At 58.9% G+C, this 16,179-nt stretch carries 18 protein-coding genes; 5 read left to right on the forward strand and 13 right to left on the reverse strand.

Annotation, left to right across the window (positions count from 1 at the left end; genetic code table 11):
- The first annotated feature begins 4 nt into the window (after positions 1–4).
- The 3 genes from FTW19_RS15750 to FTW19_RS15760 are packed head-to-tail and all read left to right on the forward strand — an operon-like array spanning position 5 to position 2,565.
- Entirely contained in the window at positions 5–784 is a 780-nt protein-coding gene (locus FTW19_RS15750) for an MlaE family ABC transporter permease (protein WP_147650676.1), read from the forward strand.
- Positions 785–1,618, forward strand: a complete 834-nt coding sequence (locus FTW19_RS15755) for an ABC transporter ATP-binding protein (protein WP_147648510.1) — start codon at positions 785–787, stop codon at positions 1,616–1,618.
- Positions 1,594–2,565, forward strand: a complete 972-nt coding sequence (locus FTW19_RS15760) for a TIGR01777 family oxidoreductase (protein ID WP_147648511.1) — start codon at positions 1,594–1,596, stop codon at positions 2,563–2,565. The genes FTW19_RS15755 and FTW19_RS15760 overlap by 25 nt, the downstream gene beginning before the upstream one ends.
- Positions 2,566–2,821: 256 nt before the next feature.
- Here the strand turns inward: FTW19_RS15760 and FTW19_RS15765 are convergent, their stop codons facing one another.
- Positions 2,822–3,619, reverse strand: coding sequence for a dienelactone hydrolase family protein (locus FTW19_RS15765; RefSeq protein WP_246153339.1), 798 nt, complete (start codon positions 3,617–3,619; stop codon positions 2,822–2,824).
- Positions 3,620–3,654: 35 nt separating this feature from the next.
- On the opposite strand from FTW19_RS15765, the gene FTW19_RS15770 reads away from it, so the two are divergent.
- Positions 3,655–4,065, forward strand: coding sequence for a hypothetical protein (locus FTW19_RS15770; protein ID WP_147648512.1), 411 nt, complete (start codon positions 3,655–3,657; stop codon positions 4,063–4,065).
- Complete coding sequence (locus tag FTW19_RS15775) at positions 4,065–4,862, forward strand: hypothetical protein (RefSeq protein ID WP_147648513.1); 798 nt, start codon at positions 4,065–4,067, stop codon at positions 4,860–4,862. The genes FTW19_RS15770 and FTW19_RS15775 overlap by 1 nt, the downstream gene beginning before the upstream one ends.
- Before the next feature lie 46 nt (positions 4,863–4,908).
- Here FTW19_RS15775 and pnp read toward each other — a convergent pair whose 3' ends face one another.
- The 12 genes from pnp to FTW19_RS15840 all read right to left on the reverse strand — a co-directional run bounded on the left by pnp (position 4,909) and on the right by FTW19_RS15840 (position 16,151).
- A complete protein-coding gene (gene pnp, locus FTW19_RS15780) occupies positions 4,909–7,374 on the reverse strand; it encodes a polyribonucleotide nucleotidyltransferase (RefSeq protein ID WP_147648514.1) in 2,466 nt (821 codons plus the stop codon).
- 330 nt (positions 7,375–7,704) lie between these two features.
- Complete coding sequence (gene rpsO, locus FTW19_RS15785) at positions 7,705–7,971, reverse strand: 30S ribosomal protein S15 (protein WP_147648515.1); 267 nt, start codon at positions 7,969–7,971, stop codon at positions 7,705–7,707.
- Between the two features lie 106 nt (positions 7,972–8,077).
- A complete protein-coding gene (locus FTW19_RS15790; RefSeq protein WP_147648516.1) occupies positions 8,078–9,232 on the reverse strand; it encodes an endo-1,4-beta-xylanase in 1,155 nt (384 codons plus the stop codon).
- Positions 9,233–9,495: 263 nt separating this feature from the next.
- Positions 9,496–10,347 carry a flagellar hook-associated protein 3 gene (locus FTW19_RS15800; protein WP_147648518.1) on the reverse strand — a complete coding sequence of 284 codons (852 nt, stop codon included), beginning with the start codon at positions 10,345–10,347 and terminating at the stop codon, positions 9,496–9,498.
- Positions 10,348–10,359: 12 nt separating this feature from the next.
- Entirely contained in the window at positions 10,360–11,682 is a 1,323-nt protein-coding gene (gene flgK, locus FTW19_RS15805) for a flagellar hook-associated protein FlgK (protein ID WP_147648519.1), read from the reverse strand.
- 7 nt (positions 11,683–11,689) lie between these two features.
- Positions 11,690–11,986 carry a flagellar biosynthesis anti-sigma factor FlgM gene (gene flgM, locus FTW19_RS15810; RefSeq protein WP_147648520.1) on the reverse strand — a complete coding sequence of 99 codons (297 nt, stop codon included), beginning with the start codon at positions 11,984–11,986 and terminating at the stop codon, positions 11,690–11,692.
- A gap of 19 nt (positions 11,987–12,005) precedes the next feature.
- Positions 12,006–12,308, reverse strand: a complete 303-nt coding sequence (locus FTW19_RS15815) for a hypothetical protein (RefSeq protein WP_147648521.1) — start codon at positions 12,306–12,308, stop codon at positions 12,006–12,008.
- Positions 12,308–13,357, reverse strand: coding sequence for a flagellar basal body P-ring protein FlgI (locus tag FTW19_RS15820; RefSeq protein WP_246153759.1), 1,050 nt, complete (start codon positions 13,355–13,357; stop codon positions 12,308–12,310). The genes FTW19_RS15815 and FTW19_RS15820 overlap by 1 nt, the downstream gene beginning before the upstream one ends.
- 44 nt (positions 13,358–13,401) lie before the next feature.
- Positions 13,402–14,124: a flagellar basal body L-ring protein FlgH gene (locus FTW19_RS15825; protein ID WP_147648523.1), complete on the reverse strand. Its 723-nt coding sequence runs from the start codon at positions 14,122–14,124 to the stop codon at positions 13,402–13,404.
- Positions 14,121–14,600 carry a flagella basal body P-ring formation protein FlgA gene (locus FTW19_RS15830; RefSeq protein ID WP_147648524.1) on the reverse strand — a complete coding sequence of 160 codons (480 nt, stop codon included), beginning with the start codon at positions 14,598–14,600 and terminating at the stop codon, positions 14,121–14,123. Before FTW19_RS15830 ends, FTW19_RS15825 begins: the two co-directional genes overlap by 4 nt.
- Positions 14,600–15,388, reverse strand: coding sequence for a flagellar basal-body rod protein FlgG (gene flgG / locus FTW19_RS15835; RefSeq protein WP_147648525.1), 789 nt, complete (start codon positions 15,386–15,388; stop codon positions 14,600–14,602). Before flgG ends, FTW19_RS15830 begins: the two co-directional genes overlap by 1 nt.
- Before the next feature lie 10 nt (positions 15,389–15,398).
- Entirely contained in the window at positions 15,399–16,151 is a 753-nt protein-coding gene (locus FTW19_RS15840) for a flagellar hook-basal body protein (RefSeq protein ID WP_147648526.1), read from the reverse strand.
- Positions 16,152–16,179 lie beyond the last annotated feature (28 nt).

Genomic DNA, 16,179 nt, shown 5'->3' on the forward strand with positions numbered 1-16,179 from the left:
GCCAATTCCGCTACCGTCTCCCACTGCGTGGGTCAAATCCAAACTCCTGGCGCTCCAGGAGTACTCTCTGCTGGCCGGACGTGCCTTCCGCTCGCTGTTGACGCCGCCTATTTACTGGGGAGACATCTTCCAGCAGATGGACCTGATCGGTGTTGGCTCCTTACCGATTGTTGTCTTGACCGGCTTCTTCACGGGTTGCGTGCTGGCTCTGCAGGCGGCGACAGCCTTGCAAGAGTTCGGTGCGGTAAGTAAGACGGGCAACCTCGTCGCTCTTTCCATGGTGAAGGAACTCGGCCCTGTGCTGACCGGACTGATGGTTTCTGGACGTAACGCCTCCGGCATGGCCTCCGAACTTGGCTCCATGCGTGTGACGGAACAGATCGACGCCATGCGCGCGCTGGGCGTGGATCCGGTACGCAAGCTGGTTGCTCCGCGCATCCTGGCGACAGTCTTCATGCTCTTCTGGCTCTCTATCCTGTCCATGTGCATGGGTATCATGGGAGGCGGGCTGGTAGCAGTCTTCCTTCTGGGCCTTGATGGACACGCCTACTTCACTTCGACCTACTCGGCTCTGGTATGGGCCGACCTTTGGCAAGGGCTCACGAAACCGGTTTTCTTCGGCTTCATCATCTCGTCGATCGGCTGCTACTTCGGCATGCAGACAAAAGGCGGCACCCAGGGTGTGGGCCGATCCACGACCGAGGCCGTAGTAGCCTCCTCCATTTTGATCATCGTTTCGGACTTCATTCTGACCCGATTCCTGATCGGGATACTGGGGCGGTAGATGCCATCCAAAGAACAGACCGCGCTCAAGCACGGGCTGCCCTCAGACGCTCCAGTCGTTGCGTTTGACGACGTATCCATTGGCTTTGAAGGCAACGAGGTGCTACGCAACGTCTCCTTTACCGTCATGCCCGGCGAGACCCGCATTCTTCTTGGCCCGGCGGGCGGCGGTAAATCCGTTCTGCTGAAGCTGGTGGATGGGCTTCTCAAACCGGACTCGGGACGTATCTTTGTCCTTGGAGAAGAGATCACCTCGATGCGGGAGCGGGAACTCTTCCAATTGCGCCGCCGCATCGGTATGGTCTTTCAGGAATCGGCCCTGTTCGACTCCATCAATGTCGAAGACAACGTCGCCTACCGCCTCAACGAGGAAGGCGTTGCCCCGGAAGAGGCTCATCGCCGCGTCGTGGAAGCACTGGAGTTCGTCGAGTTGGGTCACGCTATCGAGAAGTTTCCCTCTGAGCTCTCCGGTGGAATGCGCCGCCGGGTCTCGATCGCCCGCGCCATCATTACCGGACCCAACCTGATTCTCTACGATTCGCCTACCGGCGGCCTCGACCCGATCACTTCAACAACCATCATTGCCCTGGTGGCGAAGCAGCGCGATGTCTCCCAAACGACATCGTTGCTCATCACGCATCGGCTGCAGGACGCCTTTACCCTGGCCACGCATTATTACGACCAGAAGGAACAGCGGCTGGAACCCCTGCCCGCAGGGGAGCTCGAAGAGAATACAAAGTTCCTCATCCTGAATGAGGGACGGGTCGTCTTCGACGGCACCACACTTGAACTCACGCATTCGGAAGCCCCATGGATCAGGGAGTATCTCGCTTAGGCAAGGTCGTTCTCCTTGGCGGCTCCGGCCAGATCGGCCAGACCCTGGCCCGTTACTTTCACGGCCGAGGGGTAGAGGTCATCAGTGTCTCGCGTACGCCACATCCTGCGCCCTGGACAACAGTAGCCTGGGACGGTAAGACCGTTGGGCGATGGACCAAATGCTTTGAAGGGGCAGACGCAGTTATCAATCTTGCCGGTTCAAGCATCAATACCCGCTTCACTCGTGAACACCGTTCTCTGATCCTTGATAGCCGCCTCGATGCGACCAAGGCAACGGCTGCGGCCATTCGCTCCCGCAAACGGCCGCCACGCGTATGGCTTAACGCTTCCGCTGTCGATATCTACCCCCACACACTTGCTCCCACTCCCGAGACCACCATCAGCGGATATCAAGACACAGGAGCGATGGACAGCACCACTCCCGAGTCATGGCGGTTCCTTTCCGAAGTAGTGTGGCAGTGGGAAGAAGCCTTTCGAATGGAACAGGTACCGGGCACCCGCAAGGTGGCGTTGCGCACCACGCTGATGCTCTCTCCGGACCAGGGCGGCGTCTTTCGGCTGCTGTCGACACTGGCGCGATTCGGTCTCGGCGGGCCGCAGGGGTCCGGAAAGCAATTCGTATCGTGGATACACCACACCGACTACGCCCGGGCCGTGGAGTTCCTGATCGAACGAGAGGACATCGCAGGTCCTGTGAATATCACCAGTCCGCAGCCGCTGTCGAATCGCGAGTTTATGCGCTTGCTGCGGCAAGCTGTTCGCATGCCCATCGGCCTGCCTGCGCCCGCCTTCGGAATCCAACTCAGTTCCCTTCTATTACGGACGGAACCGGTGCTGGTCCTGAAGTCGCGATGCAGCGTCCCGACGGTGTTACAGCAACACGGATTCACATGGAGCTTTCCGGACTGGCCATCAGCTGTGCAGGATCTGGTATTGGGGCATTGAATGATTACAGAAGCGAATGATTGAATAACGTTTGAGCTTCGTGGGCAGCTCAAAACGCTTGTCATCCTGGAACGCTCGGGATCCCCAGCGAACTTGTTTGCTGGGGTGATTAGCGAAGGACCTGCTTTTCGGTCAACAGATATCGGCAGAAAAGCGGATTTCTCCGCTCCCTTTGGTCGCTGCGAAATGACAAACAAAAAGGCGGTTCAAGCTGCACTCGAACCGCCTCATGCATGAAGCACTCGTTCCGGCTGCGTTAACCGCCCACGGCTACACGGCGATGGAAAAGCTCAAGCGCCATCCCGTAACCCCAGCGTGCAAGAGCGGGATCATAGCGAGGCCCCTCGTCCCGAAGGAAGGCATGCGCCCCATTCACTTCGTGCCAGGTAAAGTTCAGGTTCAGCTCATCCAGGCGCGCAAGAATCTTTCTCCGGCCTTCGAGTGGAACGTGGGGATCCTGCCGTCCCCAGATCATCAAGAGCTCGCCTTTGATCTCAGACGCACGTGCCAGAGAATCATCTCCGCTTACGCTCAGCGATCCCTTATGAATATCGGTTCCGTAGAAACAGACGGTTGCCAGCACGTCCGGATTCATCGCCGCGCGAAACGCAAGGTGACCGCCAATGCAGATGCCCATGACGCCAAGCCGTCCGGTACAGTCCGGACGCTGCTTCAGATGGTCTAGCACCGCACGCGCATCTCCGTCATAGCCTGCCAGCGTCTTCGTAGTCTTCAGTGCATTGCCTCGATCGCTTCCCGCCTGGTCATAACCCAGCACCGTCCCTGCGCTCTCAAACTCGTGATAGATCTCCGGAATAGCGACGATATACCCATGTCCGGCAATCATGGCTGCGGTACGGCGAATGGGACCTGTTACCTGGAAGATCTCCGTGTAGAAGAGAACGCCAGGATACTTGCCCTCTCCGGCCGGACGGAAGATATGTACCCGCATCGGACCGGTGGGCGTGGAGAGTTCTACATGTTCGTTTTCCAGAATCGTCATGCACACCACTATAGAAGAGAAAAAGTTCAGCTCGATCCGAGGGTGTGTCATCAAACTCCAGCCGTCAGCGCTACACTGATGGTGCAATGGCTGCGAGCATGTATATCGTCGTGGAAGGAGAGGACCCCGGCTACGACATCTTTGTGAATGGGCGGGCCCTGGCCCGTCACGAGGATGCCATCGAAAAGCTGGCGCTCCGCCTGAATGTAAAGCCCCTGATCGAGTTCTTCTCAGCCGACGAGAACTCCATGGCGCTGTTGATTGAAGAGGGCGCCGGCAATCCCGAGCTTCTGAGACGTATGCCTCCACCCCAATGGTATGCACCGGCGGACGGCTTGCTGACCGTGCAGACGCTGCTTGATGACCTGCGCAAAGAACCGCAGCTTCTTGGCTCTGAGACGTCGATCGTGATCGCTGAACTGGAAGAGTACGAGACCGTACTGCTGAAAGCAGCCGTGCGCGGCCACCGCTGGCATCTTGCTGTCAGTTGGCGCTGATGCGGCAGATCTCGGCGCTTCTGCTGCTGTGCTTCCTCTGGGGCATGGAGTGGCTGCGTGAGCTCCTGGTACTACCCGCTACGCCATCTACATTACGTGCAGCAATCACCTGTACTCTCGCTGCGCTTCTGTATGCTCTTTTTCCTCCGGAACGCTGCAGCAGCCGACGCGGCATCCTCTCTGCGTTGGGACTTTTTGCGGTTCCCTTGCTGCTACAGCAAGCCGCCCATCTCTCCGGTTACACCAGTGCCGCACTCTGGACTCTCACGCCCGTCCTGATCGTGGTTGTATGCGGGGCACGATCTACCGGTCTGCGGCAGGAGATGTTAATCGCCGCCCTGGCCGGTGTCGCTGGAACATTACTCATCCTTCCATTCCAAGTCCCTGCGTCTCCCTCCGAGGGACTTCACTGGCTGCTCCTTCTTACCGGCATTACCAGCGCAGCCGTCGCTTCAGTCCTGGCGCCGGCTGCAGCGGGCTTCAGAACTACCGGCCTGTTGAGCGCTGCCGTCATTCTTTGGATCGCAACCATCGCACGGGGACCAATCTCCCTTTCGCTGCCTGAGTTGCTTTGGATCGCCTGTATCGATCTGCCGGCGCTGTTCCTGCTTCTCTGGCTACTGCCGCAGGTACGTCCGGAGGCGTTGGGCACACGCTATCTTTTGCCCATGGCCATCACGATCCTGACCAGTTGGGTCGCTCTTCACCAACAAATGACGGTCCGCTTTGCCGGCGGGGTTCTTCTTCTGCTGACGTCTTCCGCAGGCCTCATCTTGCTCTCACGACGCATGGCTTAAAACGAAACCGGACTGCCGTAGCAGTCCGGTTTCGTTTCGTTATGCCTTAGGCAGGGCGATTGCCGCCACCCTGCTGTCCGCCACCCTGTCCACCGGGACGGCGTCCGCCGCGACGGCGACGACGGCCACGGCCACCATCACGCTTTGGCTGTCCCTGTCCGCCACCCTGAACGAAGCCTCCGGGAACATCAGAGCGGTTGAAGTTCTCATCACCGCCCTCGTTCTCGCCTTCTCCATCGAAGTCATCGTCGCCTTCCTCATCATCCTCTTCGAAATCGTCGCCACCCTCGATAGTGATGGTGGGTGCATTCGACGGCTGACGCTCGGGACGCGGAGCACGTGGGCCACGGTCGCTCTTGCCACCTTCCTGCGCGCTCTTACCACCTTCCTGCGGCGCAGCGACCGGAGGCAGACCGAGCTTCTCACGCTGTTCGCGAAGAACAGCCTTGCGGGAGAGCTTGATGCGGTTGCCTTCAATGCCCAGGACCTTGACCAGGACCTGATCGCCTTCACGCAGCTCGTCTTTCACGTCCTTCACACGGTGCTCTGCGATCTCGGAGACGTGCAGCAGGCCATCGGTGCCGGGGAAGATCTCGACGAACGCGCCGAACTCCGCCAGACGGACGACCTTGCCCAGATAGGTCTTGCCAACCTCGGGCACAGCAGTAAGGTCGCTGATCATCTGGATCGCGCGCTCCAGTCCATCGGCGTCCGAGGAGGCTACATTGACGCGGCCGGAATCGTCGACGTCGATCTTCACTCCCGTTGCATCGATGATGCCGCGGATCACCTTGCCGCCCGGTCCGATCAGATCGCGGATCTTGTCGGTCGGAATCTGCATGGTGTGGATACGCGGAGCGTAAGCCGAAGGCTTCTCGCTCGGAGCAGCAATAACGGCGTCCATCTTGTCCAGCAGGAAGAGACGAGCGACGCGTGCCTGCTCCAGGGCCTCACGCATGATCTGCGCGGTGATGCCCATGATCTTGATGTCCATCTGGAGAGCGGTGATACCGTTGCGGGTACCAGCCACCTTGAAGTCCATGTCACCGTAGTGGTCTTCCGCACCAGCGATATCGGTCAGCACGGCGTACTTATCGCCTTCCTTCACCAGACCCATCGCGATACCCGCGACAGCGGCCTTCAGCTTGATGCCGGCGTGCATCAGCGCGAGAGATGCACCGCAGACCGTTGCCATGGAGGACGAACCATTCGACTCCAGGATGTCCGAGACGACACGCAGCACATAGGGCGACTCGGCCTCGGAAGGCAGAACCGCTTCGATGGCGCGCGACGCCAGGGCTCCGTGACCGATCTCGCGGCGGCCAACGCCCGACATACGGCCCACTTCGCCGACCGAAAACGGCGGGAAGTTGTAGTGGAGCATGAAGGTCTTCTTCTGCTCGCCGGTGTAGGTCTCGAGGCGCTGCGCATCGTCGCCGGTACCGAGAGTGGCCGTCACCAGCGCCTGCGTCTCACCACGGGTGAACAACGCTGAACCGTGGGTACGGGGAAGAACGCCAACCTCGATGTCGATCTGGCGGATCTGGTCGAAGGCACGGCGATCAGGACGGATACGCTCATCGAGCACCTGCTCGCGGAAGGTGTTTTCGCGCAGCAGCTCGTAGTACTTCGAAAGCTTCTTCGGAGCATCGGGCTCATCAGCCGGCAGAGCGGCCTTCAGCTCGTCCTTGATCTCCTTGACCTTGGCATAGCTGTCGATCTTCGCGTACTTCTGCGTGTCGAGTGCATCCTTCAGGCGGTCTCCCACCCTGGACTTCAGCTCGTTGTAATAGGCCTCGTCCTTCTCGACGGCGGCAACAGCGCGCTTGGTCTTGCCGGCCTTCTGCACGAGTTCCTCGATCACTGCAACGATCTTCTTGATCTCGCCATGACCGAACTCAATCGCGTCGACAACCTTATCCTCGGCAACTTCCTTGGCTCCGGACTCGATCATCACAATGCCGTCCTTGGTACCGACAACCATGATGTTGAGAAGGCTCTTTTCCTTCTCTTCATAGGTCGGGTTGACGACAAACTGGTCGTCGATCAGACCGACGCGGACTGCGCCGACCGGACCGGAAAACGGGATGTCCGACAGCGCCAGGGCGCAGGATGCAGCATTGATGGCGACGACGTCAGGATCGTTTTCCTTGTCCGCGGAATAAACGAATCCGACGACCTGCGTCTCATTGCGGAAGCCCTCCGGGAACAGCGGGCGAATCGGACGATCGATCTGCCGTGCGGTCAGAATCTCCTTCTCCGAAGGGCGTCCCTCACGCTTGATGAAGCCGCCGGGGATACGTCCGCCGGCATACGTAAACTCGCGATACTCCACGGTAAGCGGGAAGAAATCGATACCTTCCTTAGGCTCCGGGCTGGCAACAGCCGTGCCGAGGACTACGGTATCGCCGCTGGTCGTCAGCGCAGCGCCAGAGGCCTGCTTCGCGATCCGTCCCGTCTCAAATGTAATCCGCTTGCCACCGGCAAGCTCAACAGTCACTTCCTGTTTCATCTAGTGTTCTCTCTTTCTTTCTCTTCTGTCTTCGTCTCGAAACCTGGTGTTGTGCGTCTGTCAGACACACGAATGCAAAGACATGGCGGACCTCAGGCACAGGCCATGCAATGCGAAAAACTTGGGTTGGGGGTGCCCTGACAGAGGCGCGCCTGGCTGTTCAGCTACCATCGCGCCTGTCATTACCGCGCGCTCCGGAGGGGCGGAAAAGCATAAACGGCTGCTGAAGCCCGCATAGCGGACCCCGCAGCCGTATATGGAAACTTCGTGCGCGTGGGCATAGTTACTCGTGCCGCGTAAAGCTCAACCGGAAGCAGATGTTGAATCCGCTTACTTACGGATGCCCAGCTTGCCGATCACTTCGCGGTAGCGGTCAGAGTCGTTCTTCTTGAGGTAGTCCAGCAGGCGACGGCGCTTGCTGACCAGCATCAGCAGGCCGCGACGGGAGCCATGGTCCTTCTTATGGGTCTTGAAGTGCTCCGTCAGCTCGCCGATCCGCTCGCTCAGAATCGCAATCTGGACCTCGGGGCTACCAGTATCCGAATCATGCGTGCGGAATTTGGTGATAATTTCTGTCTTCTTGGCAGGTGCTAACACGGGATTACGTTGCTCCTCTACTTCTCTTCTCTTAAATTCACTCGTCTAGTGTCCTGTGTAGGATACCATTTTTGTCACCTTTAGCCTACAGACCTGGCCCTTTAGCCTACAGACCTGTCTTTGACGGCGTCGAACGCGTTTCCATGGCTGCTCTTGCCGCATAAAACGCCTCCTTCGGGCGAAGGTTCTGGTCGAAGAGCAGCGGACGGGTCTGGTCGTCACGTCCATTTTCATACCGCAACCAGCTCTGGCCGTCATCGACACCCCAGAACAGGACCGCCGTGACAGCCCGCTCTTCCAGCGCCATCGCCAGAAAACGGCTGTAGGTCTGGGCGACCTCCACATCCTGCCTCCCAGGAGTCCGGTCCACCTCCCGATCATTGACGTCCATCTCACTCAGGAAGATCTGGAGCCCCATCTCACGCACCCGCTCCATAAATCGCTGCAGACCCGGACCATAGCTGTACATCGGCCGGGCTGAAATATGGCACTGAATCCCGACCGCATCGAGAGGCACACGTCTCGCCTTCAGCCGCCGCAATAAGAGCAACACCGCACTGCGCTTCTGCTCCGCGTCGTAAGTCTCGCTCTCGATGCCGTAGTCGTTATAACTCAGAAGCGCCGCAGGATCTGCCGCACGTGCCGCCTGAAAAGCCACTTCGATATAGTCCGGCCCCACCATTCGAAGCCAGAACGAGTTCCGCAGGCCATCCGGGCGATTGTCCTTTACCTCGACGGCCTCATTCACAACGTCCCAGGAGTGCATTCTCCCCGCATATCGGCCTGTAACTGTCTGAATGTGTTCGGTCAATTGCCGGCGGGCCTCCTGCGCGGAATCGATCGCCTCGACCCACGACGGCAGCGCCCGGTGCCAGCACAGCGTATGCCCGCGCAGACGAATCCGGTTCTGCTCCGCAAAGGTAAGCAATGCATCCGCCTGCTCGAACGAATATTGTCCAAGTGCAGGCCGCAGTGCGCCCCACTTCATCGCATTTTCAGGAACAATCAGGCTGGCCTGCTCACGCACTACGGCTACATAGTGCGGGTCCTGCAACAGTTTCGGATCCACGGCGAACCCTGTCAAAAGACGATGCTCTGCTGCGACAGAGCGCAGAGACCACTGTCCTGAAATCTCGCGGGTGGGAGCCTGTTTCGGAGCCGGAGCAGACGTCTTCTTCCCGCAACCGATCAATGGAGCAAGACCTGCGCCCGCGGCGGAGAGAAGACCATACCGCAACAGCTCGCGGCGAGGCAGATTCATTCCCCGCCCCGTTTCCCCGCCAGATCGCGAATTTCACCGGTCCAGCGCAAAAAACGCATCAGTTGCCCACGCTCCCGCCAGGCAAACCGGAAGAAATCCGATGCCGTAATCTGCTCTGCCTTCAACCCGGAATAGGTTTCAAGACGCCAGCGCAGGTAAGGAGAGTTCCACGGCCTCAGCCTGTGGCCCTTCGTCGCATTCCAAAGAAACAGCAGCCCACCAAACATTCCGCTGTCAGTATAGGGCGTGGGCGTGCCATCACCCTATGAGAGGAAGTCGAAGAGATTGGATTTGCCCAGGGACGCAATCACACTCAGCAATGCCTTCTGCTGGGTTTGGGTATTGCTGAGATCTGTAGCAACCTGGGCCGGATCGGCACTCAACAGCTCTGTCTGGGAAATCGTAATCTCCGACTTACGCTGGCTGGCCGTATCGCTGGCGCTCTGAACGGCAGACAGCGAGTTCTCAAAAGCTGCGCGCTGCGCCGTAACTGTATTCAATGCCGCCCCAAGCTTGCCTGTCGCCGTCGTATCCCCGGAGGTCGCGCCGGCAATAGCATCGTCCAGAGCGCTGAGAGCCTGCGAGAAGATGTTCGATCCCGGCACATTGGTGGCGATCTTCTGCCCTGTCGGAGTGGTTACGTACTGGATCGAGCTGTCTCCGGAATAGGTTCCATTCGAAGCAAATGCGGGAGCGTCAGTAGCGCTGCCGGCAAAGAGATATTGCCCCTGGAAAGAGCTGTTCGCCATGGAAAGGACCGTGGACTTGATGTTCTGCAGCTGCTGCGCCACGGTGGCTTTCGCGTCGGCATTCAGCGTTCCGTTGTTTGCCTGCGTCGACAGCGAAATCGCCTGGGTCAACTGCTGCACCACTGTGCTCAAGGCGCTGTCGGCTGTCTGCATGCGGCCGGTGAGACCGGTCGCCGTATTGATAAACGTGTCGTTGAGGGCAAGCTCTGACTGCATGCGGGCTGCACTGCTGACGGCGACAGAGTCATCCGACAACTGATTCACGCGCGATCCGCTCGAGAGCTGCTGCGTCAAACGCTGTTCTGTTGCTGAAATCGCGTTCAGCGAACCGGTAAGGCCAGTGATGAAATTGGGATCGATACGCATGTCATGCCGTCCTTAGGAGACCGTCGTGTCCTGTCCGAGGTTGATCGCTTCCGCCATCAATTTGTCCGCAACCGCGAAGATACGCGCATTGGCTTGATAAGCCCTCTGGTACATCGTCAGATTGGCCGCCTCTTCGTCCAGCGACACTCCGGAGACCGCATCGCGCTGTGACTGGATCTGCGTCAGCGTCGCATTCTGAGCGGTATTGTCCGTGGAGGCGGCGCTTGCCTGCGCACCGATCTCGGACAACATTGCTGCAAGAAAGTCTCCGCCGGTCTCTCCATTGGTGTTCTTTGCATCCTTTAGCGCAGCCAACGCAGAGGCGTTTCCACTGCCTCCTGAACCTTCTCCCGAAGCCGCAGCAGCAATCCCTGATGGACTGGTCATCACGACCTTGATATTTGCCGCAAATCCTGTAGCGCTCGACGGTGACGAAAAGATCGGTCCGCCGCCGCTGCCGTTTGCATCCACACCCGCAGCATTCTGGGTATTGACGGCATTCGCTACGCTCGTAGCGAACTGGTCCAGCGCGGTACGGGCGGTTGCCAAAGCTCCGTCGCGTACGGCTACCATTCCGCCGATCTGTCCACCGGTAAGACCAGAGGTCGAGGAAGTATCGAATGCATACGAAGATGCGCCGCCGACAAGAACTGCACCGTTACTCGCGGTCACGGTTACAGCAGCGTTGTCCGTATTGGGGGTGACGGAAACGCCGAGATAATTGGAGAGCTGGGTGATAGCCTGCTGCCGCTGCTCACTAATTGAGCCGTCAGTATCTCTGCCTTCAAGGATCTGCTGGTTCAGACCGGCGATCGTCTTACTCAGGCTATTAATGTTTGTAGCAATGCCGCCGATCTGAGTATTGATCCCAGAGATCTGCTGGTCCAGTTGGCTCGCTGCTGAGTTCATCGCCGAAGCGAACGATCCGGCCGCGGATAATACCGCCTGGCGTGTCGCAGTATCCGAAGGATTGGCCTCAAGACTGGCAAACGAGGTCCATAAGCCATCCAAAGCGCTTCCGAGCGCGGTGCTTCCGCTGCTGTTGACCGGAAAGACATTCTGGAGATCGTTCAGTGCTGACAGCTTGGAGCTGGCCGCCTGCGCCACCTGGGTCTGGTTCGCCAGGCGCTGCTCCACGATGGGGTCGCGCTGCTGGGTCACGCTGACGTTGACAGCGGAGACCGATACGGAATCCTGAAAGGCCACTACGCGTCGGGTATAACCAGCGGTGTTCTGGTTAGCCACATTCTGCGCGGTTACATTGAGCGCCTTCTGCGTCGAATCCAACGCCGAGCCGGCTAGCGACATCAATGAAGCCAGGCTTCCGATAGACATGAGTCTCCTATTTGAGCATCGACGAGATCAGCTTGTCAGCTACCGCGGTCGATGGCACGTTATAGCTGCCGTCGGCAATCGCCTTCTGCAGCGCGGCGACTTTCTCCATGCGCGTATCGTCGCCATTGACAGCCTGGGCGAGTGCTCCCGCCGCGGGGCTAAGGGTTGTCTGATCCTGCTGGATGCTCTTGGCTTCTGTTGCGGACGCGGCCTTGGCGCTCCGTGCCACGCCACTCGTCTTCTCAATACCGAGGCCATTTACCAGGCTGCCGAGATTTCCAATGCCACTCGTTTCGTTTGCCATACAACACTCCTTGACGGGCTTATCGGCCGGTTGCGGCCAGACTTGAGCTCGTAACAGAATCTTTTTCGCGTTGTTCGACAGCCGCTACCATTCTTGAACCAAATCCAAGGCCACCCCGGCTTGCCATCGCTGTCGCCAGCGCTTCAGTCCCGTAGGACTTCAGGGCATCGCCAAACTGACCCTCTCCGTCTTCCTCGTTCCGCAGCGGCTTCAAAAGCTCGTTCATCAGCATACCTTCAAACTGCTTCGCTGCGTTTTCGAGTTTTTGTTGCCGTATTGCGGTTGCATCGCCCAGGGACGGGCCTACCGAGGTCACCATCATCACAGCACCTCAATCTCAGCTTCTAACGCTCCTGCCGCCTTCATTGCCTGCAGAATCGAGATCACGTCACGAGCTGTAGCCCCGATCGCCTGCAGATCCTTCACCAGTTCTTCCACCGTCGCGCCCTGCTTGAGCTCGATGCGGTTGACCGGCTTATCCTTTGCATCTACCTTGGTTTGCTGCACCACCTGCGTTGTTCCCTGCGCGAACGCGTTTGGCTGGCTGACCTCGAACTCTGAGACCACATTGACGCTCAGACCGCCGTGCAGGATCGAAACCGGCTGCAGCACCACCTGGCCGCCAATTACGACTGTTCCAGTACGTTCGTTAACAATGACCCGGGCACTTGGCGCCAGAGCCACTTCCACGGCCTCCACGCGGGCCAGAAGTTGTGGAATATCCTCTCCGGGACCGACTTGGAGCTCGATGCGGCGGCTGTCCATCGCTCGTGCCGCCGAGCGTCCAAGTGCCTTATTCACCGCAGTCGCCATCGATTCCGCACTGCGAAAATCAGCATCATTCAACAGCAGAGAGAAGGTCTGACGACCGGCAAGTTCGAGCGGAACTCCCCGTTCCACCATGGCTCCGGTCGGAATTCTGGCCGTCGTCGGATGATTGGTCTGCTTGGTATTGCCATTCGCGCTGACGGAATATCCGCCGAGCGCCAGCGACCCCTGCGCCTGTGCGTAGATACGGCCATCCGCGCCGTACAACGGAGTCATCAGCAACATCCCACCATCAAGACTCTTAGCGTCGCCCGCAGCCGCCACCGTCACGTCGATACGGGTTCCGGGCCGGGCGAAGGGCGGCAGCGACGCCGAGACGAAAACCGCGGCCAGGTTCTGCACGCGGATTCCGTTCGACGGCACGCTCACACCCATGCGGGAGAGCGTCGCAGCCAAAGTCTGCATCGGAAACCCCGTCTGCTGACTGTCTCCAGTCCCCTGGAGACCCACGACAATGCCATACCCAACAAGCTGGTTTTCGCGAATCCCCTCAATGGTCGCAATGTCCTTCACATGCGCCAGGCGGGCGTCGGCGCCGAACATAACGCCGGTGATCAGCAAAAGCAGCAAAACGACGAAAGCGCGCATTAGAAGATCACCGCTTTCTGCAACAACCGGACCAGCACATTAGGACGGCGGGTGTAGTCGGTCACGATGCCTTTCCCGCGCACCTGCAACTCAAGGCTGGAAATGGCGGTCGACAGTACCTGATTCTGCTGCGAGATATCTTCCGGACGAACCAGGCCGCGCAGCACAATCGTCTGCGTCTGCTGGCTGAACTCGACCTGGCGTGCTGCTTCGATCACGAGCATACCGTTCGGGAGCACCTCGACGACTTGCCCACCGAATGTCGTCAGTAAGCTGGAGTTGTTGGCGCTGCTTCCCTGCCCACTCAACCCGGCCGCCGAATTCTGGCCGATCAGATTTTGGGCTGCGGAACTTACGCTCAACTTGCTGAACAGCGACGTAATCTGCGAGCTCGCATTCGAGGTCCGCGCCCCCTTCACGGTGCCATCGGTGCTTGCGACCACGCTCTCCTGAACCACCACCTGGATCAAATCATGTGGGAACCGGGCGCGCATATCGCTGCCCATCCGCGCCATCCGGCCGTTCTCGGTCCAGATGGAGCCAGGCGAGGTCTGCGAACCGGCGTCCTCAGCATGAACGCGGGCCAGATAAGAATCCAGCGAGCTGGCCGCGACATCCTGCTTTTTGGACTTCCCCTGTGCCATGGAGATCTCCACTCCCAGCAACAGAAGCACCAGCATCACTAACGCGATATATTTCCACTCATTCTTCATCGCATTCATCGCAGTTCGACCTCGCCTTTTCCTTTGATCACCGCCTGGACTCTACGTTCGGAGCCCTCACTGCCAAATACCGCCATCGAAACCGGAATGACATCTCCCACCATGCCGCTGCGGTCCGCGATGCCCGCCATCTGCATACGGCTTGAGGTCGAGTTTGATCTCACAAAAACCCGTTCCCCTGCGCGGACTGCCAGTTCTAGCGACGCCACCTTGGTGACAGGCGTCTGCGCTTTTACATCTACCGGCGCCGGCAACATGTAGGCCGGCCATTCCGGGTGCGAGCAAGACCGCACCACGGCCCAGCTTCCACGCCCAACCAGATCGTGCTTCACGGCCTCCACGCGGTATCCGCCACTCTCCCCCAGCTCTACTGGAGCAGCAGCCACTCCTACGACGGCAAGCTCCGGCGTGCGTGCGCACTTTGCCTGCCCGAGTACTGTTCCAGTTGCTAGACCTACCACCAGAAGAATCCGCATTAGCGCACCAGGTTATTGATTTGGCCGTACATATCGTCGGCGGTCTTAACCACCTTGGAGTTACTCTCATAAGCCCGCTGGGCCATGATCATCTGCACAAACTCCTCAACCGCGTCTACGTTCGAGTTCTCGAGATAACCCTGTTGCAGCGTGCCGACGCCAGTCGTTCCACCTGGCGTATCTGTAATCGCGGTTCCCGATGAGGTGCTGGGCAGAAACAGGTTGCCGCCGATCGAGTTCAGGCCTCCCGGGTTCGCAAAAGTAGCAAGCTGAAGCGTGCCGAGCTGCGAGCTCTGTGTCTGTCCTGGAATCGTTGCCGACACCACGCCGTACTGTGAGATCTGAACGTTCGTTGCATTCGAAGGAATCGTGATCTGCGGCGTAAGAAGATCGCCGTTCGCCGTGACCATCTGTCCCTGATTGTTCAGATGGAAGCTGCCGGCACGCGTGTAAGCGATAGCGCCATCTGGGCGGGTGACCTGGAAGAAGCCCTGTCCCTGGATAGCAAGATCGAGGTTGTTGCCGGTCTGGTTGAAGTCGCCCTGGGTCATGATGACCTCGGTCGCAACCGGCTTGGTTCCGAGACCGATCTGCAGGCCGGCCTGGGTCGTCTGCGTGCTCTGCGCACTGCCAGGAGTAACGACGTTCTGATAGATCATGTCTTCGAACTGAAGACGCCGGCGGCGGAATCCTGCCGTCGCTGAGTTAGCCAGATTGTTGGCAACCGTATCCAGATTCATCTGCTGCGCGCTCATGCCGCTGGCTGCCGTGTATAACGCCCGTATCATCGCTTTACTCCTATATCCGTCCCAGGTCTTCGCCTGCCGTCTTGTCGAAGCTGTTGAAGATGCTCAAAGCCTTCTGCATCATTTCTGTTTGCCGCTGCGTCAGGATGAGCTCCATGGTGCCGTGAATGGCGTCTTCATTCGAGCCTTCGAGAGCACCCTGGCGCACAACTGCAGTTCCAGTCTGCGGTGTTGCGCCATCGGCTGCCGCAAAGAGATTGGTTCCCTGATTGGTGAGCTGCCCCGGACCAAAGTCAAAGACTCCGATCTGGCCGACGATGGCGCTGCCCTCAGGCCCGCTCACTGAAATCATGCCGTTCTCAGCAATATGAACCTGTCCGCTCGGCAGAGTGATCGGCGCTCCGCTCTGATTGAGAACCGCATCGCCATGCTGCGTTACCAGAGTCCCGTTTTCGCTGCGTTGAAATCCACCGTCGCGCGTATAGCGAGTTCCCTGTGCCGTTTTAATACCGAAATAGCCGTTGCCCTGCAGCGCCAGATCCAATGGATTGCCGGTCGTCTCAATCTGCCCCTGCGCCGTATCCAGGCGATTCCCGCCAAGCAGGTTGTAATTGTTCACTGCCCGACCCACCTGGGAGGCATCCGGCTGACCTTGAGTATCCGCGGCATCCATAAGAGAGCGGAAATAGTCCCGCTGCGCCCGGAATCCATGCGCTCCCACATTCGCGAGATTGTTCGCCGCCGTATCCAGGGCCTGGGTACGCGACTGAAGCGCCGAATAGATGGCATAGATCCCGCTGCTCATACTCTCAAGATGTGCACGCAGCGTGCCG

It is taken from the genome of Terriglobus albidus, from assembly GCF_008000815.1.
Taxonomy (GTDB): domain Bacteria; phylum Acidobacteriota; class Terriglobia; order Terriglobales; family Acidobacteriaceae; genus Terriglobus; species Terriglobus albidus_A.